The 23,373-nt window shown below is 48.4% G+C and carries 18 protein-coding genes; 5 read left to right on the top strand and 13 right to left on the bottom strand.

Annotation, left to right across the window (positions count from 1 at the left end; translation table 11 throughout):
- The first annotated feature begins 18 nt into the window (after window positions 1-18).
- Together sbcD and CBP12_RS11650 are read left to right on the top strand one after the other, a co-directional pair.
- The gene (gene sbcD / locus CBP12_RS11645) at window positions 19-1,257 is read left to right on the top strand and encodes an exonuclease subunit SbcD (RefSeq protein WP_086964592.1); all 1,239 of its coding nucleotides are present in this window, start codon (window positions 19-21) and stop codon (window positions 1,255-1,257) included.
- A complete protein-coding gene (locus CBP12_RS11650; protein WP_086964594.1) occupies window positions 1,254-4,676 on the top strand; it encodes an AAA family ATPase in 3,423 nt (1,140 codons plus the stop codon). The genes sbcD and CBP12_RS11650 overlap by 4 nt, the downstream gene beginning before the upstream one ends.
- Before the next feature lie 246 nt (window positions 4,677-4,922).
- Here the strand turns inward: CBP12_RS11650 and CBP12_RS11655 are convergent, their stop codons facing one another.
- The gene (locus CBP12_RS11655) at window positions 4,923-6,383 is read right to left on the bottom strand and encodes a DUF3360 family protein (protein ID WP_086964596.1); all 1,461 of its coding nucleotides are present in this window, start codon (window positions 6,381-6,383) and stop codon (window positions 4,923-4,925) included.
- Window positions 6,384-6,632: 249 nt separating this feature from the next.
- Here CBP12_RS11655 and CBP12_RS11660 point away from each other — a divergent pair, with 249 nt between their 5' ends.
- Together CBP12_RS11660 and CBP12_RS11665 are read left to right on the top strand one after the other, a co-directional pair.
- On the top strand, window positions 6,633-7,367 hold the full coding sequence (locus CBP12_RS11660) for a glutathione S-transferase (RefSeq protein ID WP_086964598.1): 735 nt from the start codon (window positions 6,633-6,635) through the stop codon (window positions 7,365-7,367).
- Between the two features lie 59 nt (window positions 7,368-7,426).
- A complete protein-coding gene (locus CBP12_RS11665) occupies window positions 7,427-8,734 on the top strand; it encodes a mechanosensitive ion channel family protein (protein ID WP_086964600.1) in 1,308 nt (435 codons plus the stop codon).
- A gap of 62 nt (window positions 8,735-8,796) precedes the next feature.
- Here CBP12_RS11665 and CBP12_RS11670 read toward each other — a convergent pair whose 3' ends face one another.
- From CBP12_RS11670 to CBP12_RS11725, 12 genes are all read right to left on the bottom strand, one after another.
- Window positions 8,797-9,855 carry a c-type cytochrome gene (locus CBP12_RS11670; RefSeq protein ID WP_086964602.1) on the bottom strand — a complete coding sequence of 353 codons (1,059 nt, stop codon included), beginning with the start codon at window positions 9,853-9,855 and terminating at the stop codon, window positions 8,797-8,799.
- Window positions 9,855-10,469, bottom strand: a complete 615-nt coding sequence (locus CBP12_RS11675; RefSeq protein WP_086964604.1) for a c-type cytochrome — start codon at window positions 10,467-10,469, stop codon at window positions 9,855-9,857. Before CBP12_RS11675 ends, CBP12_RS11670 begins: the two co-directional genes overlap by 1 nt.
- 136 nt (window positions 10,470-10,605) lie before the next feature.
- The gene (locus tag CBP12_RS11680; RefSeq protein ID WP_086964606.1) at window positions 10,606-11,103 is read right to left on the bottom strand and encodes a M48 family metallopeptidase; all 498 of its coding nucleotides are present in this window, start codon (window positions 11,101-11,103) and stop codon (window positions 10,606-10,608) included.
- 107 nt (window positions 11,104-11,210) lie between these two features.
- Window positions 11,211-12,617 carry an efflux transporter outer membrane subunit gene (locus CBP12_RS11685; RefSeq protein WP_232455068.1) on the bottom strand — a complete coding sequence of 469 codons (1,407 nt, stop codon included), beginning with the start codon at window positions 12,615-12,617 and terminating at the stop codon, window positions 11,211-11,213.
- A gap of 64 nt (window positions 12,618-12,681) precedes the next feature.
- Window positions 12,682-14,610 (bottom strand): MacB family efflux pump subunit, encoded by a 1,929-nt coding sequence (locus CBP12_RS11690; protein WP_086964608.1) that lies wholly within the window; start codon window positions 14,608-14,610, stop codon window positions 12,682-12,684.
- On the bottom strand, window positions 14,607-15,749 hold the full coding sequence (locus CBP12_RS11695) for an efflux RND transporter periplasmic adaptor subunit (protein ID WP_086964610.1): 1,143 nt from the start codon (window positions 15,747-15,749) through the stop codon (window positions 14,607-14,609). Before CBP12_RS11695 ends, CBP12_RS11690 begins: the two co-directional genes overlap by 4 nt.
- 216 nt (window positions 15,750-15,965) lie before the next feature.
- The gene (locus CBP12_RS11700) at window positions 15,966-16,820 is read right to left on the bottom strand and encodes a putative metalloprotease CJM1_0395 family protein (RefSeq protein WP_086964612.1); all 855 of its coding nucleotides are present in this window, start codon (window positions 16,818-16,820) and stop codon (window positions 15,966-15,968) included.
- Window position 16,821: 1 nt separating this feature from the next.
- The gene (locus CBP12_RS11705) at window positions 16,822-17,109 is read right to left on the bottom strand and encodes a hypothetical protein (protein ID WP_086964614.1); all 288 of its coding nucleotides are present in this window, start codon (window positions 17,107-17,109) and stop codon (window positions 16,822-16,824) included.
- 172 nt (window positions 17,110-17,281) lie between these two features.
- Window positions 17,282-18,268 carry an NAD(P)/FAD-dependent oxidoreductase gene (locus CBP12_RS11710; RefSeq protein WP_086964616.1) on the bottom strand — a complete coding sequence of 329 codons (987 nt, stop codon included), beginning with the start codon at window positions 18,266-18,268 and terminating at the stop codon, window positions 17,282-17,284.
- Window position 18,269: 1 nt separating this feature from the next.
- The gene (locus CBP12_RS11715) at window positions 18,270-18,644 is read right to left on the bottom strand and encodes a thiol-disulfide oxidoreductase DCC family protein (RefSeq protein WP_086964619.1); all 375 of its coding nucleotides are present in this window, start codon (window positions 18,642-18,644) and stop codon (window positions 18,270-18,272) included.
- Window positions 18,645-18,833: 189 nt separating this feature from the next.
- A complete protein-coding gene (locus tag CBP12_RS11720) occupies window positions 18,834-21,110 on the bottom strand; it encodes a nitric-oxide reductase large subunit (protein ID WP_086964621.1) in 2,277 nt (758 codons plus the stop codon).
- The gene (locus tag CBP12_RS11725; protein WP_232455069.1) at window positions 21,103-21,648 is read right to left on the bottom strand and encodes a hemerythrin domain-containing protein; all 546 of its coding nucleotides are present in this window, start codon (window positions 21,646-21,648) and stop codon (window positions 21,103-21,105) included. The genes CBP12_RS11720 and CBP12_RS11725 overlap by 8 nt, the downstream gene beginning before the upstream one ends.
- Before the next feature lie 162 nt (window positions 21,649-21,810).
- On the opposite strand from CBP12_RS11725, the gene norR reads away from it, so the two are divergent.
- Entirely contained in the window at window positions 21,811-23,370 is a 1,560-nt protein-coding gene (gene norR, locus CBP12_RS11730) for a nitric oxide reductase transcriptional regulator NorR (RefSeq protein WP_086964624.1), read from the top strand.
- Window positions 23,371-23,373 lie beyond the last annotated feature (3 nt).

Below are 23,373 nucleotides of genomic sequence, written 5' to 3' on the forward strand. Positions count from 1 at the left end.
TTTTACAGTTGAGATATTATGCGTATTTTGCACACCTCCGACTGGCACCTTGGCCAACACTTTATGGGTAAAACCCGTCTCGAAGAACACCAAGCGTTTTTGCACTGGTTAGTAGAGCAAGTGCACGCCCACGCGGTTGATGCAGTGATAGTGGCAGGAGATGTGTTTGATACGGGTACCCCACCCAGTTATGCCCGTGAGTTATATAACGACTTTATTGTTAAGTTGCAGCACGCCAATACGCAGCTAATAATTTTAGGTGGTAATCACGACTCGGTAGCCATGCTTAATGAGTCGCGAAGCTTGCTGGGCTGTTTAAATGTGCAAGTGATCCCAGGCGTAATGGCTGAGCTTAACCAGCAAGTGCTACTCCTTCATAACCGCCAAGGAAGCAGCGGTGCCCTCTTATGTGCCGTGCCGTTTATTCGGGCGCGCGAGGTCATGAGCAGTGAGTCTGGCCAAAGTGCCCAAGATAAACAGCAGAGCCTGCAACAGGCGATTGCTGGCCATTACCAGCAATTATTTGAGCACGCCAAGCTATTAAGTGAACAACACCATACCGCCCATGGACACCACTTGCCTATTATTGGCACTGGACATTTAACCACAGTCGGTGCCAGCAGCAGTGATTCAGTACGAGAGATTTATATTGGCACCCTTGATGCCTTTCCTGCTCATGCCTTTGCGCCCTTCGATTATTTAGCACTTGGTCATATTCACCGGCCCCAAACAGTCGGTGGCCATGAGCATATGCGCTATTGCGGCTCGCCCATAGCGTTAAGCTTTGATGAAGTAGGCCAACAAAAAGAAGTGCTGCTAGTAGACTTTAATGCCCACCGCTTAAGTTGTATTACTCCGTTAGCGGTGCCGGTCTTTCAGCCGCTGGCGCGATTAAAAGGAAATTTAGCTGAACTAGAAAAAGCCATAACGGCATTGGCTACTAAGAGCACTGCCACCGCCGACGCGAATAAGGTATGGCTAGAAGTGACCGTTGTTGAAGACGACTATTTAAGTGATTTGCAATTAAAAATTGAGCAATTAATCGCCGGCCTACCATTAGAGATATTATTGGTGCGCCGCCAGCGTGCCAGTACTCCTGCAAACCTTACCAGTGATGCTCATATTACCTTGAGTGAGTTAACGCCCCTTCAAGTATTTGAGCGGCGCCTTAGCCAAGCTGAGCTAACAGCCGAGCGCCAGCACGCCTTACAAAGCTTATATCAAAACGTATTAGCCGAGCTGGAGCAGAGCCAATGAAGATCCTCAGTCTGCGACTAAAAAATATTAACTCCCTTAAAGGGGAGTGGAAAATAGACTTCACTAAAGCGCCTTTTACCGACTCCGGCTTATTTGCGATTACAGGGCCCACAGGTGCCGGTAAAACCACCTTACTCGATGCCATCTGCTTGGCGCTGTATCATGAAACTCCCCGCATGAAATCAGTCTCGGCTAGCAGTAATGAACTCATGACTCGCCATACTGCTGAGTGCTTAGCTGAAGTTGAATTTGAAGTTAAAGCGCAAGGCTATCGCGCCTTTTGGAGTCAACGTCGCTCTCGTAATCAAGTGGATGGCAAGTTACAAGCGCCTAAAGTGGAGCTGGCTAAATTAGATGGCACCATTATTACCACTAAAATTAATGACAAGCTGCGCTTAACAGAAAGCATCAGTGGCTTAGATTTTGGTCGTTTTACTAAATCGATGCTGCTCGCCCAAGGCGGATTTGCTGCCTTCTTGCATGCCAATGCTAATGAGCGTGCCGAATTATTAGAAGAGCTGACTGGCACCGATATTTATGCACACATTTCTCGGCTCGTCTTTGAAAATACCCGCGAGCAACAAGGCACCCTAAAAGAATTAACAGCTCATGCTCAAGGGATGGAATTGCTTGATGACGCCGCCCGCCAGCAGCTGCACACAGAGCTGGCGGCAGCCGAAGCTGACTTAATTCACCGCCAGAAAAATATCACTGAGCAACAAGCTCGCCTTGAGCATATTAAGACTTATCAAGTCGCCAAAACGCAACAAGCTCAAAGCGCGCAGGCACTACAAGTGGCTCATAGCGCATGGCTGGCCAAAGAGGCGCAGCGCCAACAACTTAAACTTGCCGCGCCGGCTCAGCGCTTACAGCCTTATTGGCAGCAGTGGCAAGATGCGAATACGCGCCAGCAGTCGGTATTGCATCAACTAAGCCAAGTAAAAGCTGAACTAGCGCAAGCGACGCATCAGCAACAGCGGCTCACTTGGCAGGCACTAGAAGTCAGTAAACAGCGAGTACAACAACTCAGCGGCGCTGAGCAGCAACTTAATCATGAACAAGCAAAGCTAGACCAGCAAATGGCCAGCAACCCCGTAGCAGAGCGCTTAGGAGAGCTATTAGGCACTTGGCGAGTACAAGTGCCTGAGCTGAGTAAGCAACAAGCGCAGTTAAAACATGGTCAAGCAGCACAGCTTAGCCTGCAAACCCAACTTAATGAGTTAAAGACACAGCAAGAGCGCAACCAACACCTAGTTGCTACCAGTCAGCAACAGTTAGTAATAAAACAAGCCGACACCGAACAACAGCAACATAAGCTCACCCAGCTGTTAGCGGGGCAGTCACTCGGTGAGCTTCGTCAACAACTACAAATACTAAGTCAGCAGCAGGGAAAGTGGAGCCAAGTGCACCAGCTTTGGGCACAAATGGCTAAACAGCAAGCGCTTCATCAACAACTCACCCAGAGCATTGCTAAACAGCAGCCTGAGCTGGACGCACTTGAGCAGCAGCTCAACGACTCGCGTTTAGCCTATAAAGTTTTACAAGAACAAATTCGTGATAAAGAAAAGCTGCTCGAACAAGAACAGCGCATTCGTGCACTTGAAGAGCACAGAGCAAGATTGCAGCCAGATGAAGCCTGCCCGTTATGTGGCAGTGAGCAGCATCCGGCCATCGAGGCTTATCAAGCACTGGACGATGCTACTGCTGCGAGCTTGGCGGCTAAGCAGTTAGAGCGCGCCGAGCGCGAGTTACAAGGTCAGCAATTAAGTCATACCGTGACCAAACACCAAGCAGAATTGGCGCAACGTCAGCACCAAGTGCAAGTATTGGCAGAGGAGCTGATTGAGTTGCAGGAGCAGTTAACGAGCCTGTTAGCCCAATTGCAGATTAATGACGTTGATCTTAACTCTCAACAAGTAGTACTTGAACAGCGTCAGCAAGAGTTACATACGCTGAGCCAACAGCTTAATGATGTGGAGCAACAGCAAGAGCGAGTACAAGTCGCGCAAACGGCGACGCGCCATGTGGAACAGGCGCTAAGCCAGTTAGAAAATAATCAGCGTTTGCTCAGCCAAGAACAGCAGTCGTTAACTCAACAACACGCCCAGCAGCAAGCACTACTGACTGAGCAACAAGATTATATAATTGAACAAGAGGCCGCCCTCGCCACAGCACTGGCTAAGCTTGGTTGGGCAGTTCCTCAGCATTGGCCAACTTGGTTGGCAGACTGTGAACAACAATGGCAAGCTTGGAAAGAACAGCAGTTACGACATCAGCAACTTAGCGCCGATAGCCAGCAGGTAGCCATACAGTTACAGCTGGCGGGCACCGAGCATCGCCAGTGGCAAGAGCGCTGGGCCACGCTTAATATCGATGATTTTCCGGCGCGCACCGACGTGACTAACCCCAGCGCCGAGCTCAATAAATTGGCGGAGCAATGGCAACAGGAGCAGCAACAAGTACAACAAAAAACGGCGCGCCTTGATACGCTGTACCAACAAGAGTCAGAGCTTAGCGCCGACTTGCAAAGCCGATTAACCAAGTGGCAGCAGCAATTAGCTGCCAGCCCCTTTAGCGATGAAGCCGGTTTTTTGGCTGCCTTATTTAGTGAGGAGGAGCTCGCGCAATTAGTAGAAAACCAGCGCCAATTAGAGCAAGCCTTACAACGCGCCCAGACCTTGGCCGAACAAGCGGAGCAATCGGTAGCGGCGGCTAAACTTATACTGGGTGAAGTAGACCCCACTCACTACGCAGCCTTACAAGCGCAGTTGCAACAGGCTCAAGCGCAATACGACGTTCAACAACAACAAGTGGGGGGCTGGCGTACCCAATTAGACACAGATGCTAAGCGCCGCGCCCGTCAACAATCGCTATTTGCCAACATCGAAGCTGAGCAGCAAACGTTACAGCTATGGGAGCAATTAAATCACCTGATTGGCTCGGCAGATGGCGCAAAATATCGTCGGTTCGCCCAAGGGCTAACGCTTGAGCACTTAGTGCATTTAGCTAATCTGCGCTTAGTGCGCTTACATGGCCGCTACCAATTAGCGCGTACTGAGGGCGGAGAGTTGGAGTTATCAGTGATTGATACTTGGCAAGCGGATGTCGCGCGCGATACCCAGACCTTATCAGGCGGTGAAAGTTTCTTAGTGAGCTTGGCGCTGGCCTTAGCCTTGTCAGACTTGGTGAGCAGTAAAACGCGCATTGACTCGTTATTTTTAGATGAAGGTTTTGGCACGCTAGACTCGGAAACATTAGAAGTGGCACTCGATGCGCTCGATGCGCTCAATGCCAGTGGTAAAATGATTGGCGTGATCAGCCATATTGAGGCACTTAAAGAGCGGGTGCCGGTGCAAATTAAATTAAGTAAGAGCCATGGCTTAGGCGTAAGCCGCTTGGCGGCGGAGTTTGAGGTTTAATTGCTGGAAGGCTGAGTTGTAAAACATAGCGTGAGTGCCAAGCTAAACATAAGACAATTAGCCGTATCTCTATTTAGTAGAGTGCTGCTAAGGTCGGCAGGTGCGCTAGGCAGGTTTTAGCTGTGCCAACTGGAATTTAATCCTAAGTCTGGTTTTGCTCGAGTCTCGGTGGGAGCTAGGATAAAAAAAGCCCGAGTCTGTAATAACAAATTCGGGCTTTGTAGCTCTGTGTAGTCGCTCGTTATATTAGTGAGCAATTAAACCCGGAATACCCGGTAGCATGCCAACGGTTGCCATAATCGCTAATAAGACTAAAAAAGTGACACCGGGGATCACCCAGCGGTCGGTGCGACGTAGCGTCTTACCGCGCTCTTTATCACCGATTAAGCCTAAGTTATCGAGCAGCATAGTAAGCGACCAGCCAAATACTGGATTTACAAAGGCCGAAGCAAATACCACTATGCCAGCTGATTGGCTACTGGTAGTGTCACGCGTCATTTGCATGCCCGCTTCTAACAAAGGCATAAATACCCCCACAATTAATGCCACGCGAAGCACAGGATCCCATACGGCTAAGTCCATGGGGTAGCCCCAAATAGCTGCTACAATACACATCACGCCGGTTAAAATGGCGCCAGCGGGAATAGGGCGCTTAGCGATGGCGGCGGGGATCATATAAGTACCCCAAGACGAAGTAAGGTTACCGCCCCCTAGCACGCTGCCTACCGCTTGGCGCACCGCCGCAATGCCCATAGTGTCATCTACGTTCATTAGCACTTTGGTGGCCTTTTTCGGATAGTTCAGCTCTTGGAAGACTCTGTGTCCCATAAAATCGGGCGACCACATCGCCACTGCTAATACCGCAAAGGGCGCTGAACTTATAAAATGATGCAACTGTGGCCAACCCATCTGCCAGCCGGTCGTTTCACCCCACCAATAAGCGGGGCTTAAATGGGGCATGCCAGGGCTGGTCACAAATTCAAAGGGCGCACCCAGTGCTAGAGCAATAATAAAGGCAATGCCTGAGCCCAGCGGAATCGATAGCCAGCGCATTTCTAGACGGGCTAATAAGGCATACATAATAATGGTACTTAAGATCACCGCGAAGGCGATATAAGCCATATCAAAGCCTTTAGCCCAACTATTAAGGGCACTGATTTGACTAATAAGCCCAATGGCGCCTAGATAAATCAATAAGCCACCGCGTACTCCTTCACTGGTCAGTGCCATCAGCTTACTGCCGCCTTTACTGATACTGAGCAATAAGCCAAAAAAAGCCACCAACAACCCCAATGCCAGTGGATGCCCCCCCGAGGCAACAATCAAGGGAATAAGCGGTATCATAGGGCCGTGGGTGCCCGCCAAGTTAGCTCTGGGGTTAATTAAACCTGAAAATAAGATCACAAATAATACTGCAGCAATCAGCATTTCAAAGCGTACGTTTTCCACGACAAATTCATTAGATAAGCCAAGTGGCCCCGCAAAGGCAGCAGCAACTGCCGCCACCATGACTATTTTGCCAATAGTGGCCGCCAGCGCCGGTACTAAGTCTTCAAACTCAAAGCGATAATCTCGAATGGGTAAGTTAATTCGCCAGCGTTTAGGCTTCATGATCAACAGCTCATTTTCCAAATAAGCGGCTCGAGTCTCAAAATCGCGGCGAGGGCGGTGTTGTTTTTGGTAGCTGAGGGGATCTTTATCTGACACTGGCTTCTCCTTGATGATGACCATCGCTGTGGTGTCATGGTTAGTTTGGATACTAGAAGCTGTTATCAGAATGTTCTATTGGACAAAAGTCTTAACTTTTATGAAACATCTACCGTTTTTGGACTCTACTCTCTTAATTGGCCGCCTAATTTGCGATTAAGATCTTGGCTCGATTAAGCGTTAAGCAATGTGTGGTATGTTTGAATGGAGCGTTATTGTTACAAAGTGCGTTTTTAAGGGGCCAATACCATGATACAGGTGCATCATCTAAACCATTCGCGCTCACAGCGCATTCTCTGGCTACTTGAAGAGTTAGCGCTTGAGTATGACGTTATAAAATACTATCGCGATCTAGATACTGAACTTGCGCCGGCCAGTTTAAAAAAGGTGCACCCTTTAGGTAAGGCACCTATTTTAGTTGATGATGGGGTTAAGTTGGCGGAGTCGGGCGTAATTGTGGATTATTTGGCGCAGCGCTATGGCAAAAAGGAGCGGCATAGCAGTGCGCATGAGGCTGATTTTTGTTCAGCAGAGAACCTCTTGTTACCCGAAAAAGAGAGTCAGGCGTGGTGGGATTATGGCTACTGGCTGCATTATGCAGAAGCTTCCCTCATGCCGCCATTATTGCTGCGCTTAGTATTTGATAAAATAAAATCTGCGCCAGTGCCCTTTTTTATTCGCCCTATTATTAACAAAATAGTGGCCAGCGTTGATCAGGCTTTTTTGCATCAACAACTCCATGGTCAGCTCAGTTATGTTGCCGATCACCTCTCTTGTCATCAATGGATGCTAGGCGAGCGATTTAGTGCCGCCGATATTCAAATGAGTTTTCCCTTAGAAGCGGCCATGAGTAATAAAAAATTAGCCGACTGTTATCCCAGACTTAACGCCTATGTGCAGCAGTTGCACGCTAGACCTGCGTATTTGCGTGCGCTCGCTAAGGGGGGAGACTACTGCTATGGCCCCAAAAGCGAAAGTGAGTAGTTTCAACTGACCCCTGTTATATCGGCTTTGAGTCTTATATGAATTTTTATGGAGTAATAATGGAAGAGGTAAGTGATTTAGAAGAGCTGGTGATGCCAGTTTTAGATAAATATGTGCCGCAATTTTCAGGCTTAATTTATACCGGCACGGCTTTATTGTTGATTGTACTGATCTCGGCCTTCATTCATTTTGTGTTACATAGAGTCGTCATTGCATGGATTGGTAGCCAGTCTAAAGGAGATAGGCGGATTTGGCGTAAAGCCTTTTTTGAGCGCAAGTTATTTAGTCGTTTTGCACTCATGCTACAAGGCATTATTATTTATATTCAAGCCGGTCTTTGGCTCGACGCTGACGCCACACTGTTACCCATTATTGAAATTGTGGCGCATATTTGGATCCTCTTTTACAGTTTATTGTCGCTTTTTTCTTTACTGGATGCGCTGCTAGATATTTTTCAGCATCGCCCATCGATGCTTAATTTTCCACTTCGCGGCATCTTCCAAAGTATTAAATTAATCGCCAGTATTTTTGTGGCATTAATGGTCATTTCTATTCTTATTGGTAAGTCGCCGCTCATCCTATTAAGTGGCTTAGGCGCTATGACGGCAGTATTAATGCTGGTGTTTAAAGATCCTATCTTAGGGCTAGTTGCCGGCATTCAGCTTTCTGCAAATAATATGCTGATTGTGGGTGACTGGTTAGAAATGCCTAAGTATGGTGCTAATGGTGCCGTAATTGATATTGGACTCACCACCGTTAAAGTACAAAATTGGGATAATACGATTACCACCATTCCGACTTATGCTCTTATTTCCGACTCCTTTATTAACTGGCGCGGCATGAGTGAGTCGGGTGGGCGGCGCTTAATGCGCAATTTATTAATTGATAGCAGCAGTGTGCGCTTTCTAGAGGCTACAGATATTGAGCGTTTACAGCGAACTCAAGTATTAGCGCCCTATTTAGATGAAAAGGTGGGGGAGCTGGCGCAGTATAATCACCAAAACCAAGCAGATTTATCTTCTTTGGCTAATGGCCGACGCCTGACTAATTTAGGCACATTTCGGGTTTACCTAGAAAAATTATTACGTAATCATCCCGATATTCACCAAGAGATGTTGCTGCTAGTGCGCCAATTAGAACAAACACCGAACGGTATTCCGGTGCAAGTGTATGCCTTTACCAAAAGTACCGGTTGGGTGAATCATGAAGTAACACAAGGGCATATTTTTGATCATATTTTTGCCGTGCTGCCCGAGTTTGGTTTGCGTGCTCATCAGGCACCAACGGGATACGATATGCGCGCCTTTGCTCATTCACTAACCGAGCCACTTACTCAGTCAGAAAATATTGCTCTTCCAAAGGAGTAGCCTTTTAAACCGTGTCTTATTTTAGGAAGGAAAAGGGCCGAATAATCGGCCCTTTTCGTCTTTTACTGTGGCTTTCTAGGATGATTAGGACTACTTTCACTGCCTAATATTTTTCCATCTACCTCGGTGCCGTAATAACTCATAGCACCATGAAAGTCTTTACGAGTTTGAGCAACATCTCCTTTACTACGAGGATCTTGTGGGCGCTCGCGAGTATCCACATACATGGCAACATCCCACGCTTGTTGGTCGGTCAGTTTACCTGGTTGGCCTAGCGGCATATTTTGTTTAATAAATTCAGCGGCCGTATTCACACGGTGCATACCTGCCCCCCAGTTAAAGCTTTCTGGGCCCCATAGGGGAGGGAAAACATAATGCTCATTCACTTGTTGGCCTTGACCGTCTGCGCCATGACATACCGCACATTCTTGTTCAAAAACTTTTTTACCACGAGCGATATCCGGAGCCTGTTCCGGTTTATCTAACTTAGGATAACCCCGTCCCGGTAATTCTGGCTCTTTACTGCCACCGGCATCTAAATAAGCTTTCATAAAGGGAAAGTCATCGCGTTTACCGCCTTTAAGAAGCTCGGCATCACTGGGGACTGCCATGTCGTTAGCATCAAAGTCGTCACCCGTTAACGTCCCCTGGGCTAGCCAATAAGCATAAGCAGATAAGTCTACTAAGGTATCGCTATCATTGAGCGGAGGGGTGCCGTTCATAGAGAACATAAAGCAACCTTGGATACGCTCTTGAAAGTCGTTTATTTTATTATTTTTCTTACGAAAGGCGGGGTAACTCATATAAGCGGCCCACAAGGGGGCGGCGTTTTCTTTTTTACCGGCATCGGTGTGGCAGTTAACACAGTTTAAGCCATTACCATTAAATTCGGGCGCTAAGGTTTGGGTGTCGACAAAGTATTGATAGCCACGCAGTACTTTTTCTCCTAGTTCGCCTTTAGGTAATTTATCCCAGCCCGGTGGAGTGGGATACTCTCCGGTGCTTTTGGTGACGGCTAATTCATCTTGAATGGCCAGCTTATCTACGTCTACCGCATAGGCACTGCCTATCGCCGCCAATGAGGCGCTCAATAGCAGCGTTGTTGAAGAAAGTTTAAACATTATTTCACCTCCACGCTGGCAAAGTAGTTGGCGACGGCAGTAATTTCATCAGCAGTCAGTTTTTTAGCTATATGTCCCATCAGGCCGTGGCTATCTCCGCTGCGTGTACCGGCTTGCCACGCTTTTAGTTGGCTTTCCAGATAGTCAGCGTGTTGACCTGCTAAGTGAGGGAAAGTATCGCCCACCCCGACGCCACCAGGGCCATGACAAGAAACACAGCTAGGAATATTGCGTTGCCAATCGCCTAAATAGGCGAGCTGCTCACCGCGTTCGGTAAGGCTGGCTGGCGACTTATCACCGCGAAAATCGGGATTTTTAGGTTGCTCTAAAGGGAGGCTGGCAAACCATTCACTGGTGGCTTTTATGCCTGCTTCATCCAGTGCCATGGCCATGGGCTGCATAATGGGGTTTTGGCGTTCATTATTTTGAAAGTGCTTTAGCTGCGCCGCAAGATAAGCGGCGGGCATGCCGGCAATAGCGGGCGCCAGATGCGGTGCACCTAAGCCACTCGCTTGATGACAAGCCACACAAGCCGCCGCTTGCGGGGGCATATCGGCATAAGCCGATCCAGTAGTAACAGCCAAGGCACTGGCTAAGAATACGAGTTTTTTCATAATTGTTATCCTGACGTTATGCTTGCGAGCGTATTCTAAGAGGCTAGGGCGTAAGACGATATACGTACTTTCCACATGCCTCTGTATTAATACAACAATAGCACACATCAAATTCACAATTTAGCAACATTTTGTGCTAGATAGCTGTTAGCTCACGCCAATGTAACCACAGCCGCGTATCTAGCTCCAGTTGGTGATAATCAGGCTCCATATGACAGCACAGCTGATAGAAGGCTTTATCATGTTGTTTTTCTTTAAAGTGCGCTAATTCATGGACCACTATCATGCGCAAAAATGGCGCCGGTGCCGCCTTAAATAACGCCGCCACCTTAATACTATTATGGGACTTTAACTTGTTGCCTTGCACTCGAGATTGCGCGGTGTGCATGCCTAATGCGTGTTTTACTATCTGCAGCTTGCTGTCGTAACTGACCTGGGATAACGGGGCGCTTTTACGCATATATTGGTTTTTTATCTCTGTGGTGTAGTGATACAAGGCCTTATCGCTTTGGATCTGATGCCGCTCAGGATATTTTTTTTCTAAATAATTGCCTAAGCGACCTTGGCTTATCAATAACCTCGCTTGGGTCTGAATTTGCTCAGGATAATGAGCGATATACGTTAAGCTGGTCACCGAAAAATCCTCTGTCTATATGTGCCTTACGCCTTGTGTTTTAGCTGGCTGGCCGCTCAGCTAAGACACCTTTGCTCTATGCATAGCGTATACGTAAGGCGGTAAATTTAATGCTGCTCATTAGGCTGAGTCCAACCGCCGCCGAGGGCTTTAATTAAATCTAAGGTGGCGTTGAGTTGGCTTTGGCGCAAGTTAGCTTGTTGCTCTTGGGCGCTAAATAGACTGCGCTGGGCATCCAATAAGGATAACAGCTCATCGGCACCGGCCTGATAGCGCTGCTCGGCGATAGTTAAGGTGCGCTCGGCATCACTTACGATATCACGCTGCTTAGCCAGTTGTTGCTGGCTTAGATTGATATTGCCCAGTGCATCTTCCGTTTCTTTTAGTGCTTGTAGAATTGACTTGCGATATTGCTCTATCAGCTCTCGGCGGCGTGCTTCGCTCACTTTTATCTGGCTGCGCTTGCGGCCACCATCAAAAATACTCTGGCTTAGGCTGGCACCTAAGGCCAGCGTTTGGCTGGGGTTGGCCAAAGATAACAGCGCGGCACTGGCTAGGCCACCGCTGCCGGTGAGTGACACCGTGGGCAAGAGGGCGGCGCGCGCGGCATGTAAGTTGGCGTCTGCCGCTCGTAGTTGGGCTTCGGCTGCAGCTAAGTCGGGTCGGCGATGTAATAGCTGACTGGGTAGCCCGGCATCCAGCGTGGGCAAGTTAATATCACTTAATGGCTCGCCAGCGAGCTGATAACCTTGGGGAGCTTGGCCTAATAAAATGGCCAATGCCGACACTGTCTGACGGCGTTGCTCGCGCAGCGGCAATAGGCTGGCGATTTGGTTATTGACCACGCCCCGTTGGCGATACACATCGCTTACTGCGGCGGCGCCATATTTATATTTGGCCTCGACGATAGTAAGATTTTGCTGGGCAATTTTTAAGTTTTCTTCATTGATCTTCACCCGCTCGGTTAGCGTTAATAACTGAAACCAAGCATTGGCAACGCCTGTGGTTAAAGTGAGCTGAGCGCTGGCCAAGTCATATTTGCTGATCGCTACGCCCGCCGTCGCCGCTTGGCGCTCGGCTTTTAATTTTCCCCATAAATCCAGTTCATAGCTAATGCCAAGATTAGCCGTGGTATTGGCTCTTGAAGTGCTTGAACCTGAGCTAGGCTCTTGCCAGCTTTTATCGCTGCCTGCGCCCAAGTTGAGGCTGGGAAACAGCGTAGCATTAGCAGCTTGTACTTGGGCTTCGGCTTGCCTAATACGCTCGGCGGCAATGCGCACATCGGGATTGGCGCTTAAGGCTTGGCTTATTAAGTCCGTTAAGGTGGCTGAGTTAAATTCTAGCCACCAAGCTTGATGCAGTCGCTGTTTCTGGCCTTGTGCAAGGGGCGAGGTATTCCAGTCAGCGGCCATGTTTTGACTAATGGCCGGGCGCTCGGTATGAGGGCTGTTAGCGCAACCGGCTAGCAGCAAGGCCGCAAACACCAAAGCGAGAGGCCAAGAAAACATTCGCATTGTGACTCCAAAAGTATTCAGTATTAGGTGACTATGAGCACTTTTTAGTAGCTCATTCAAAAACTTACTCAGAAGAAAGCGCCACCACAGGGTCGAGCTGTGCGGCTTTGCGTGCTGGCAGCCAGCCAAAGATTAAGCCGGTGGCAAAAGCACAACTAAAGGCCAGCAGCACCGGCGATAACGAGTAATACACAGCAATACCAAATATACTGAGCACAGCGGTGACCGCTAAACCTAACGCCACACCTAATGCTCCCCCAAGCGCGGAGACGACCAGAGCTTCAATTAAAAATTGCTGTAAAATATGGCGAGTATGAGCACCGGTGGCCATGCGGATGCCAATTTCTCGGGTGCGCTCACTCACACTGACTAACATAATATTCATCACGCCAATGCCGCCCACTAATAACGAAATAGCCGCGATAGAGCCCAGTAGCCACGTAAAAGTCTGGGTAGTTGCAGACACGGTATCGATAATGGAGGACATGTTGCGGATTTGAAAATCTTCTCCGCCGTGGCGTGCTATTAAGAGGCGCTTAATTTCGGCTTCGGTATTATTAATATGCTCTACCTCATTCACCGAGACGGTGATATTGCGTAAAAATTGTTGACCAAATAAGCGCAAGCCGCCGGTGGTGTAGGGCACAAACACCACGTCATCTTGATCTTGTCCCCACGCTGAGGCGCCCTTAGCACTCATTACCCCAATCACTTGAAAGAGGTGGGAATTTATCATGACATATTGACCTAATGGCTCTTGTTGAGGAAAGAGCGCCGCGACTACCGATTGTCCAATCACGGCGACAGTGGCATAACTTTGCTCATCGGCTTCGGTAAAAAAAGTGCCCTTAGCGAGCGGCCAGAGCCGAGCGCGAACAAAATCCGCCGAGGTGCCATTAATCTCAGGGCTATGATCTAAATTGCCAAAGCGTACGGTGGCACTGCCGCCAATTTCTGGCACTACCGCACTAATATTGGGCAGCTCTTTAATGGCCTGCATATCAGCGGCTACTAGCGTAGAAGTTGTGCGCCGCCCAAATTGGTTGGGTGCGCCTGGGCGCACCGATAATAAATTACTGCCCATGGCACTGATACTTTGTACAATTTCTTGCTGCGAGCCATTGCCGATGGCCAGCATGGTAATAACCGAGGCCACGCCGATAACAATACCCAGTAACGTTAGTGCCGCGCGAAATAAATTACTGCTGAGCGCACTCAAGGCGGTGCGCACCGCCTCTATTAATTCTGCCGCTAGTGAACCCTGGCCTCTTTGTGAAGTGGGTAAGGGGCTAGGAGTGGCGACCAAGCTTGGACCGGGGTCTTTAATAATGCGCCCATCACTTATCTCAATCTGTCTATTTGCCAGTGCCGCTACTTTGGGGTCGTGAGTGATTAAAATTACGGTGTGGCCGCTGTGCGCTAATTGGCTTAGCAATGCCATCACTTCTTTGCCACTTTGACTATCAAGAGCGCCGGTGGGCTCATCGGCTAAGATAATATCGCCGCCATTCATTAAGGCGCGCGCAATAGAGACTCTTTGCTGTTGGCCACCGGATAATTGATTGGGCTTATTAGCTAAGCGGTCTGCTAGACCTAAGGTGGTCAGTAACTGTGCTGCTTGCTGTTGGCGCTCAGGGCGAGATAAACCGGCATAGACCGCCGGTACCGCTACGTTATCTTGCGCACTCATGCCCGCTAATAAATGGTAACTTTGAAATATAAAGCCAAAGGTATCTCGTCGTAGCTCGGCTAATTGGTCGCGATTTAAATCGGCAACATTGTTACCTTGCAAGTAATACTCACCACTGCTGGCTTTATCTAAACAGCCTAAAATATTCATTAACGTAGACTTACCAGAGCCAGAGCTGCCCATAATGGCCACAAACTCACCGCGATACAGAGTAAGGTTAATGTCATTAAGCACAGTGGTAGCAAGTTCACCGCGACCGTAAGTTTTGCTTATTCCTTTAAGCTCAATTAGTGGCGTGTTCATAAACGCATCCTACGTCCAATACGGTTAGAAGGGCCTTGAGCACTTGCCGTGGGTAAGAGCAGGGTTTCGCCGGCGGTTAAGCCAGAAGTAATAGCGCCATGTATACGATTAGTCACGCCTACGGTAACGCTGCGGGTTTCGGTTTGCTGTTTGCTATTGACGACGGTCACTGTGGCTTGACTGCGATCGGAGGCATCATTAAAGGTCAATGCTGATATGGGCACTAACAGAGTGTCTTTCGCTTGGGCGATAACGAAAAATACTTGGGTTGTCATTTGTGACATTAAACGACCGTGAGGATTTTCAATATCAAATAAGGCTTTATAGAGCACCACATTATTTTCGACTTCTGGCATGGGCTCAATTTTTCGCAACTGACTGTGCCAGCGCCGTTTGGCATCGCCTAGAGTAGTAAAGTAAACTTCCATTCCTGGTTTTAGCTTGGTTATATCTGCCTCTGACACTTTAGCTTCTACCGTCATCACCGCTAAGTCGGCGATGCGCATTAACACCGGCGATTGTTGACTTGCATTGAGTGTTTGCCCTTGTCGCGCTTCAATTTGCACTACGGTTCCTGCCATAGGTGCCACGACTTTGGCATAACTAAGATTGGCTTCATCGGCACGTAAACTCGACTCGGTTTGGGCAATTTGGGCGGTAAGTGCGGCCACTTGGGCCTGAGCTGAGCGCAAGCTGGCCTCAGCACTTTGTACATTTTCTTTGGCAGTAGCGTTAGCACGCAGCAAGTTTTGTTGGCGAGTGTGTTGTAGCTTAGCCAAAGTGAGTTGAGCTTGTCGGTCTTGTAGCTGGGCACGTTGGCTGCGCAGTTGAGCGCGGCTCGCATCCACTTGGGCCACATACACAGTGGGGTCTATTTCGGCTAGTAACTGATCTTGTTCAACTTTATCGCCTACTTCTACCGCAATCACTTTTAACTGCCCAGAAACCTGAGCTCCCACATCCACATAACCACTGGGTTGTAGTGTACCGGTAGCCGTCACTTGTTCTAATACATCCCCTTTTTCTACGGTGACTGTAAGCGGCGCCGTCTCACTGCTTCGCCAATCTGTAGCAAAGAAGCCATACCAGACGAGGGCGAGCAGCACTACGCTCAAACTAATGATCAGCCTTTTTTTCATTTTTCTTTCCAACAGTAAGGGTATGTCTTGCCTAGTGAGTAACGCCTCTCTACATGCGAGGGTACAAAGCGCTATTCAAACAAGTAATTGTCACCTAAGTGTGTCAAAAAATAAAAAATTAATATAAAGGGGGAGTAAAATGAGCTTATTAAAAGACGCGTATAAAAAACTAGCGCCTTTAAAAAGGCGCTAGTAGCAGTAACGACAAAAGAAAATTTAGGCTAAATTAAGTAACTGTTGAGACTGAGCCTGTGCTGCTTGGCCATATACGCCGGCAATCACTTGATTTCTTAGCTCTACTTGTGCTTTATCAAGCACCTGAGACGAGTTAGTAGGGGTAGAGACGGCGGCTTCTTTAGTTGTACTTATCGTGTTGGCCTTTTCTTTATTGCCCGCACTCAAGTTCTCTTTTTCAGCTTCAGGGTCGGTTTTTTCTTGGCGTTGCATAAGCTCAGCGGTGGCTTTGGCAATATTACTATCTGCCAAAGCGGCCGCATTTTTATCAGCACTAGAAGGTTGCGCAGGGGCGAGGGCGGCCGCTTTAACTTGGCGCATTTTTTCTATGGTAGCACTGGGATCACCTGCAACGGGCGTAACGTCTACCGCAACCGACCCCTCCACAACATACTGTTTACCATCTGGGCCTGTCTTAAATTCATAGCTAGGGGAGCCGGTATGCTGACCGCCCACACTGGCGTGTTGCTGCTCATGCAAGCGTACTTCTTGATCACGCTGTTGCATATGCAGTAGCTCTTGCTGTTGCTCTAAGGTGAGCTCTTTGCCGGCCATGTTTTTGCTTGGCGCATTAGTGAGCTCAGCGGCGGGCTTCTCCTCGATTGGTTGCTCAACGTCGGCCACAACATTAGTTTCATTTGGCAACACGCCTTGGCGGCTATATACCACAGTAGGAGGCGGTTGTTGGGAAAATTGTTGTGAAAATGGCTGAGACTGTGCGCCTTGTGCGCGAGTGACCGGTGCTATGACAGGCGGCTGTTTATCTTGCGCAACAAGCGTAGTTGCGGCTGTAGGAGCAAGGTTTGCGATGGTGGGTGTGGCGCTAGGTATCATCATGTTACACCCGTATATCAATCAGCGTGCCAAGCATGTCGTCGGCGCTGCGAATAATTTTCGCATTAGCGGCGCCATAGAGCTCGGCTTCTTTAAGTTGAATAAGGCTGTCGGTTAGTGTTTTGTTAGTGGCATCCACAAACTGATCGGCGTTAACACTTGCAGTTGTTGAAGACTGATTACTAATAGCGTTACTTTGAGGCCGACTAATATTTAGAGACGCTTCAGCGACGCTGTCTGCTGCGCGCTGAAAACCTTGAATACCATTAGCAAAGGGCGATTGAATATTCATAAGACATCTCTGATTAAAGTGATTAGCTAGTATGAGCTATGCCTAATTATTAACCATTAGCGCCATAAAGGAAAGGTCAGGCTTTTTAGCGTCAGTCGCATATTGACGTAACTGCTATTGAGATTAAGTTAAATAACAGAAAATAAGGGTGCAGGCTCCCCTTTTTATTAGTTTAAAGCTGGGCTTTTAATACTTGGACAAGGGCATAAGCACTCGTAAAGGCCGCCTCAACACGTCCGCCTAAACACCAATCTCCACATGCGGCTAATTTAGCTTGGCTATTTAAAACGAACTCAGCTTCGGGCTCTGTTACTTCGGCGCTCAATGCATAGCGCCAGCGATGTAGTTGGGCGCTGGTGATGGCCTTAAGAGCTACTTGGGTAAGTGCACAAAAGCGTTCTATAAGCTGTTGCTTAACTTGGGCTTGGTCATCTTCTAAGTGCCGCGCTGCCCAGTCGGCCGTGCTATGTGCAACTACAGTGCCGGCCTGAATATTGCGCCCAGGTAATCTGTGATTAAAACTAATCCAGCTCAGCGGGTCGTTATTCACTTTTGCGGCATCAAAGTGGGGTAAATCTGCATCTGCAACCGTCAGTAATAAGCTATAGCAGGGCAGCATTTGATACCGATCTAAACTATCACCTAACAGACTTTTAGGGAGTAATTCTTGAGTTTGTGGCAAAGGCGCTGAGCTTACAACCCAGTCAAACTCACCCAGCAGCTGCGCTTTATCATCAAATAGCTGCCAGCCACCGTTATGGGCCCGTACTTGCTCAACTCGGGTACTTAAGTGGATATCCAGCTCACCGGCCATGGCTTTAAGCAGACTATTCATACCGGGCGCTGCTACATAATGAGGCTCAAACCAAGGACGCTTAAAAGGCGCCTGATCAGGGCTTAGAGTGGTGATGTTTGGCTGCCATTCCACCACCGTGGCACTGGCGATAAAGGGCGCCAGTAATGCGTTAAAAGCACGGCTTCTTGCCGTAAAAAACTGGGCACCGTGATCCCATTGGTGGGTATCGTTACGTCTTGTTGACATACGCCCGCCTAAACCGCGTGCTTTTTCAAATAAGCTAATGTCAGCAATCGAATTTAATTCACGGGCCAACGTCAAGCCAGCTAAGCCGGCGCCAATGATGGCGATACGGGGTTTCATATTATTCCTTTTTATCTGCAAACAAGCAGGCTTGCACGTGAGATTGGCGTTGATACCAGACTAAAAATAATTTATAGCCCAAAATCAGTAGGCTGCGAAACGGAGCAAAGCGGGTAAGCTTTGCTAAAACCCTTAATTTAGGGACTGAGTACCACAATAGAATAAAAGCATCGACACCCGTATGCAGTTGGCCTTGCTCATCAAGTAGATGCAGTTTTTGCAGACATTGTGCCTCAGTAAGTCCTGCCGCTAATAAGGCGGTCTCTTGCTGCCAAATATCCCGCCATATAATTGAATTGGGTGTGGCATGGCGTCGATAAAAAGCTATTTCTCGATCACACAAGCCACAACGTCCGTCATAAAATACTGTTAGCAAAGTGACCTCTATCGTGAGTTGTCCATTTATAACACTTAGAGAGTCTTGACCTAGGTTGTGATGATTATCTTTCGGAATAAGGATTTTTATTTTTCTGCTGAGGATTTATTGGGGAGAAAATTAAGTCGACTTCATAAAAAAGACCGCCGCAGCGGTCTTTATATTTATGGATAGCCAGTCTAAAAATACTTATTTAGCTGCTAATCCCATGTCAATAGAAGATGACTGCTTGCGGCGTGGCCAAAGACCAATCACCACCTGCCAAGTCACTGCGAGCGCCCCGACGATAAACACAATGTCACCGAAGGTACGTACCCAGCGCAGGGTTTGCAGAAAGCCTTGTTGCATAAAGCTTTCGCTACGGGCATACCATAAGCCTTCGCTGGCGCTGGCAACAAACTGAATAAAACCAACCGGTAACAAACTAGTCGTTAACATCAGCACGAGTCCAGCGTTTAACCACCAGAAGCCAGTTTTCATCAACGTCTCGTTAAATACCATATTGGGGCGGATATAGCGCAGCACCATCAAGGTAAAGCCCAGTGCTAAGAAGCCATATACTCCAAACAGAGCCGCGTGTGCGTGAGCGGCAGTGGTGTTTAAGCCTTGGATATAATAAAGCGCAATAGGTGGGTTAATCATAAAGCCTAATACACCCGCACCTAACATATTCCAAAATGCCACGGCCACGAAGAACATTAACGGCCACTTCACTTTTTCCATCCAAGGCGCGCTCTTTTTCAAGCTCCAGTTTTCCCACGCCTCATAACCCATGACCACGAGCGGTACTACTTCCAGTGCACTAAAGGTGGCACCTACTGCCATCACCGGCGTGGTGGTGCCAGAGAAGTACATGTGGTGGAAAGTACCAGGTACACCGCCAATTAAGAACAAGGACGCAGAAGCTAAACTGGCCACCGTAGCCATGCGCTTAGAGACTAAGCCCATGTTGTAGAAGATAAAGGCTAAGGCAACGGCCGCGAAGACTTCAAAGAAACCTTCAACCCACAGGTGCACTATCCACCAGCGCCAGTACTCCATCACTGAGATATGAGTGCGTTCGCCGTAGAAGAAGCCAGCACCGTAGAACAAGCCAATGGCAATAACGGATGCAGTTAACAGCAACAGCATGTGTTTTTCGCCGGGCTGGCGCAGTGCGGGCACCATGCCACGCAGCATCAACACTAACCACAGTACTAAACCAATAAACTTACCAATCTGCCAAGCACGGCCTAAGTCTACATACTCGTAGCCTTGATGACCCCACCAGAAGTTCCAGCTTTCAGGCATCACTTGAGCAATGGCTAAGTAGTTACCGGCAAAGCTGCCCACTACCACGGCAATCAGCGCCCAGAATAAAATATCTACGCCGAGTTTTTGGAACTTAGGATCTTTACCACCATTAATAATGGGGGCTAGGAACAGACCTGCCGCCAAGAAGCCGGTGGCAATCCAGAACAGTGCACTTTGTAAGTGCCAGGTACGCAATAAGCTATAAGGGAACCACTTAGACAGTTCAAAACCGTAAAAATGCTGACCTTCAACCGTGTAGTGTGCAGTGGCGCCCCCTAACATAATTTGGAAGGTAAACAGGGCCACTACTAAAAACAGATATTTGCCTAATGATTTCTGTGACGGCGTTAACTTAAAGGTAGTGAGTGGGTCTTGGATAGGCGCCGCTGGCGCTTTTTCATCTTCGTTGCGCAAGAACGCCCACGCCCAGATAAAGCCACCAATGCCTGCTACTAATAAGATAATACTGATCAAGGACCACACCACGTTTTCAGCGGTTGGCTTATTATCAATTAATGGCTCGGGTGGCCAGTTATTGGTGTAAGTCGCTTCGCCAGTGGCGCGCTCGGTGCCCGCAGTCCATGCCGTCCAGAAGAAGAAATTAGTTAAGTCAGTACGACGCTTAGCACTGGGCATGGTATTTTCTTTCATCGCAAAACTTTCGCGAGAATTACGATACTCAGGATCATCACCAAACAAGCTGTGGTAATACTCAGCTGTTTTGGCCATCGCCGCAGCACGCAGGTCTGATATCACTAACACATCGGTATCAAGGTTATAGGTATTAGTGCGATATTCTTTTTTCAAGCGATGATTTAATACCGCTTGGCGGTCTTCGTTAAGCTCAGCATAGTGCTCGCCGTATTCATTCATACTGGCAAGTTCTAACCAAGCCACTAACTCACGGTGTAACCAATCTGCGGTCCAGTCCGGTGCTTGATAAGCACCATGGCCGTAAATAGAGCCTAATTGCATGCCACCCACAGATTGCCAGGCGGTTTGTCCGTCTAAAATGCCATCTTTGGTGGTTAATAAATTGCCGCTTGCACTGACGACTTGGCCTGGTATAGGCGGCGCGGTACGATAGACTTCTCGGCCAAAATAACCGAGTACGGCAAAGCTAACAGCAAGAACGATGATTAATATCGTCCATAGACGACGATAGTTAGCCATGGTTTACCTCCTGGGGAGTATAAAGCGCGTTAAGGAAAGTGGTTTCAAACAAAATATGATTCTCAATGTAAATATGTTGATTTAGGTCACTGATAAATGTGGCTAACCCCTTGTAAAGTGCCTGCCAGCTGCCACAGGCGCCGTCTGGCAATGTTAAGTCATAAGTGAGTTGCTGCAGTTGAGAAAGCGCCACACTGTGATCGTCATGCTCGCGGCGCATAACAGCAATGGGACCCATAGCCTGCGCACCTACACCTCGTTTCAATAGCGGAAATAAAATTTGCTCTTCCTTTTGCATATGGCTCTCTAACTCTTGGCTTAGCACTTCTAAGTGCTCTGCCAGGCCATGAGGGCAGTGAGGATGATCTGCGTGTACGCGTTCAATGAGCAAAGCTAACCGACTTAATTCTGTTAACTGAACTCGATGCACTCCATGGTAACGAACCAAAATATGATCAATGAGCGGGCTCACGCTAGACCAGTTTTGTCCGTCTGCGTGCCAAGTACTCTGATCTAACTGTGAATGAGCTTGCTGCATGTATCTTTCCTTTAAGTCACAACTCATGTGAGTGTGCTAGTTATATAGCAAGCAGCGTGCCATGTTTTAAGTCGTTGTTTTTAGTGAATTTAATAAATAGGTGGTAAATAAGACCCTGCTGCATTAAGGTCATTTAAACCCTGTTAAGGTGAAAAGAACCCTGTGTTATATGAAATTTTATTAGCCGATTTAACCGCAGACTTGCCGAGTGCGGTGCGTCTACAAAGTTTGGTGCGCACGGTGCGCGAGTTCTTTGAGGCAGGGGCGGTGTGCTTATTGCGCTTAGATGAAGATGCACTTAGCCCAGTGGCGCTAGATGGCTTAGTACAAGAGGCCATAGGGCGGCGCTTTATAGTGGCAAAGCACCCAAGGTTGGCGGCGATTTTAGCTCAAAGAGATACAGTGTCCTTTCCTCCAGACTCCAGCTTGCCCGATCCTTACGATGGCTTGTTAGAGCACAAAATCGGTCAGCCTTTACACGTGCACGACTGTATGGGTATTAGCTTGTATGTAGAGGGACACTTATGGGGGGCACTCACCTTAGATGCGCCTCAAGCCGGCACCTTTGATACGCCTGCAAAAGAATATCTACAGCGCTTAGCGTTGGCTATTTCGGCTGCGATTCGTATGACTCGCCTAGAGCAAGAAGTGCGCAGTTTACGCTTGGTGCGCCAAGATGCGCCTTTAGAAGAAAATGAACAGCGTCAAAGCCTTATCTTGGGACAAAGTGAGGGCTTAAAAGAGTTATTGCGCGAATTAGAGGTGGTGGCTGACTCTGAATTGCCGGTGTTGCTCACCGGGGAAACCGGAGTAGGTAAAGACTTATTTGCCCATCGCTTACATCAGTTGTCGCGCCGGCGCAGCTCGCCATTGGTACAAGTTAACTGTGCCGCTTTACCGGAGTCTTTGGCAGAAAGTGAGTTATTTGGTCATGTAAAAGGCGCCTTTTCTGGCGCCCATCATGCGCGTGCAGGACGTTTCGAAACCGCTGATGGTGGCACACTATTCTTAGATGAAGTGGGTGAGCTGCCGTTAAGCATCCAAGCTAAGTTATTGCGTACCTTACAAAATGGGGAAATACAGCGCTTAGGGGAAGATACGCCGCGCAAAGTCGATGTGCGAGTGATTGCCGCCACTAATCGCCACTTACACGATAGCGTGCGTGAAGGGCATTTTAGGGCTGACTTGTATCATAGATTATCGGTTTATCCGGTTCCTATCCCTCCCTTGCGTGAGCGGGGGCGTGATGTTTTGGTATTGGCTGGGCATTTTTTAGAGCTTAACCGTACTCGATTAGGAGTGCGCAGTTTGCGCTTATCTGCTGAGTCTGAGCAGGCGTTATGCAGCTATAGTTGGCCGGGAAATGTGCGAGAGTTAGAGCATGTGATCAGTCGGGCTGCCATTAAGGCGCTAAGTCGGGGCGCGGTTCGAGAAGATATTATTACACTTGAGCCAGAGCTTTTAGACTTAGCGCTCAATGCTATCAATATGTGTACTCTGCCCTCGAGCGCCGCTGTTGAGATGCCCAACATGAAAAAAACAGTGCCAAGCTTGGCTGACACTGCTGGGCTGAGCTTACAAGTGGCTACCTTTGAAGCGCAACGCAATGCAGTGGCGCGAGCATTAGCACACAGTCAAGGTAATTGGGCACAAGCTGCCAGAGTACTTGAAGTAGACTCGAGCAATCTACATAAATTAGCCAAGCGCTTAGGGATGAAGTAGTGA

The sequence above is a fragment of the Oceanisphaera avium genome (assembly GCF_002157875.1).
Lineage (GTDB): Bacteria > Pseudomonadota > Gammaproteobacteria > Enterobacterales > Aeromonadaceae > Oceanimonas > Oceanimonas avium.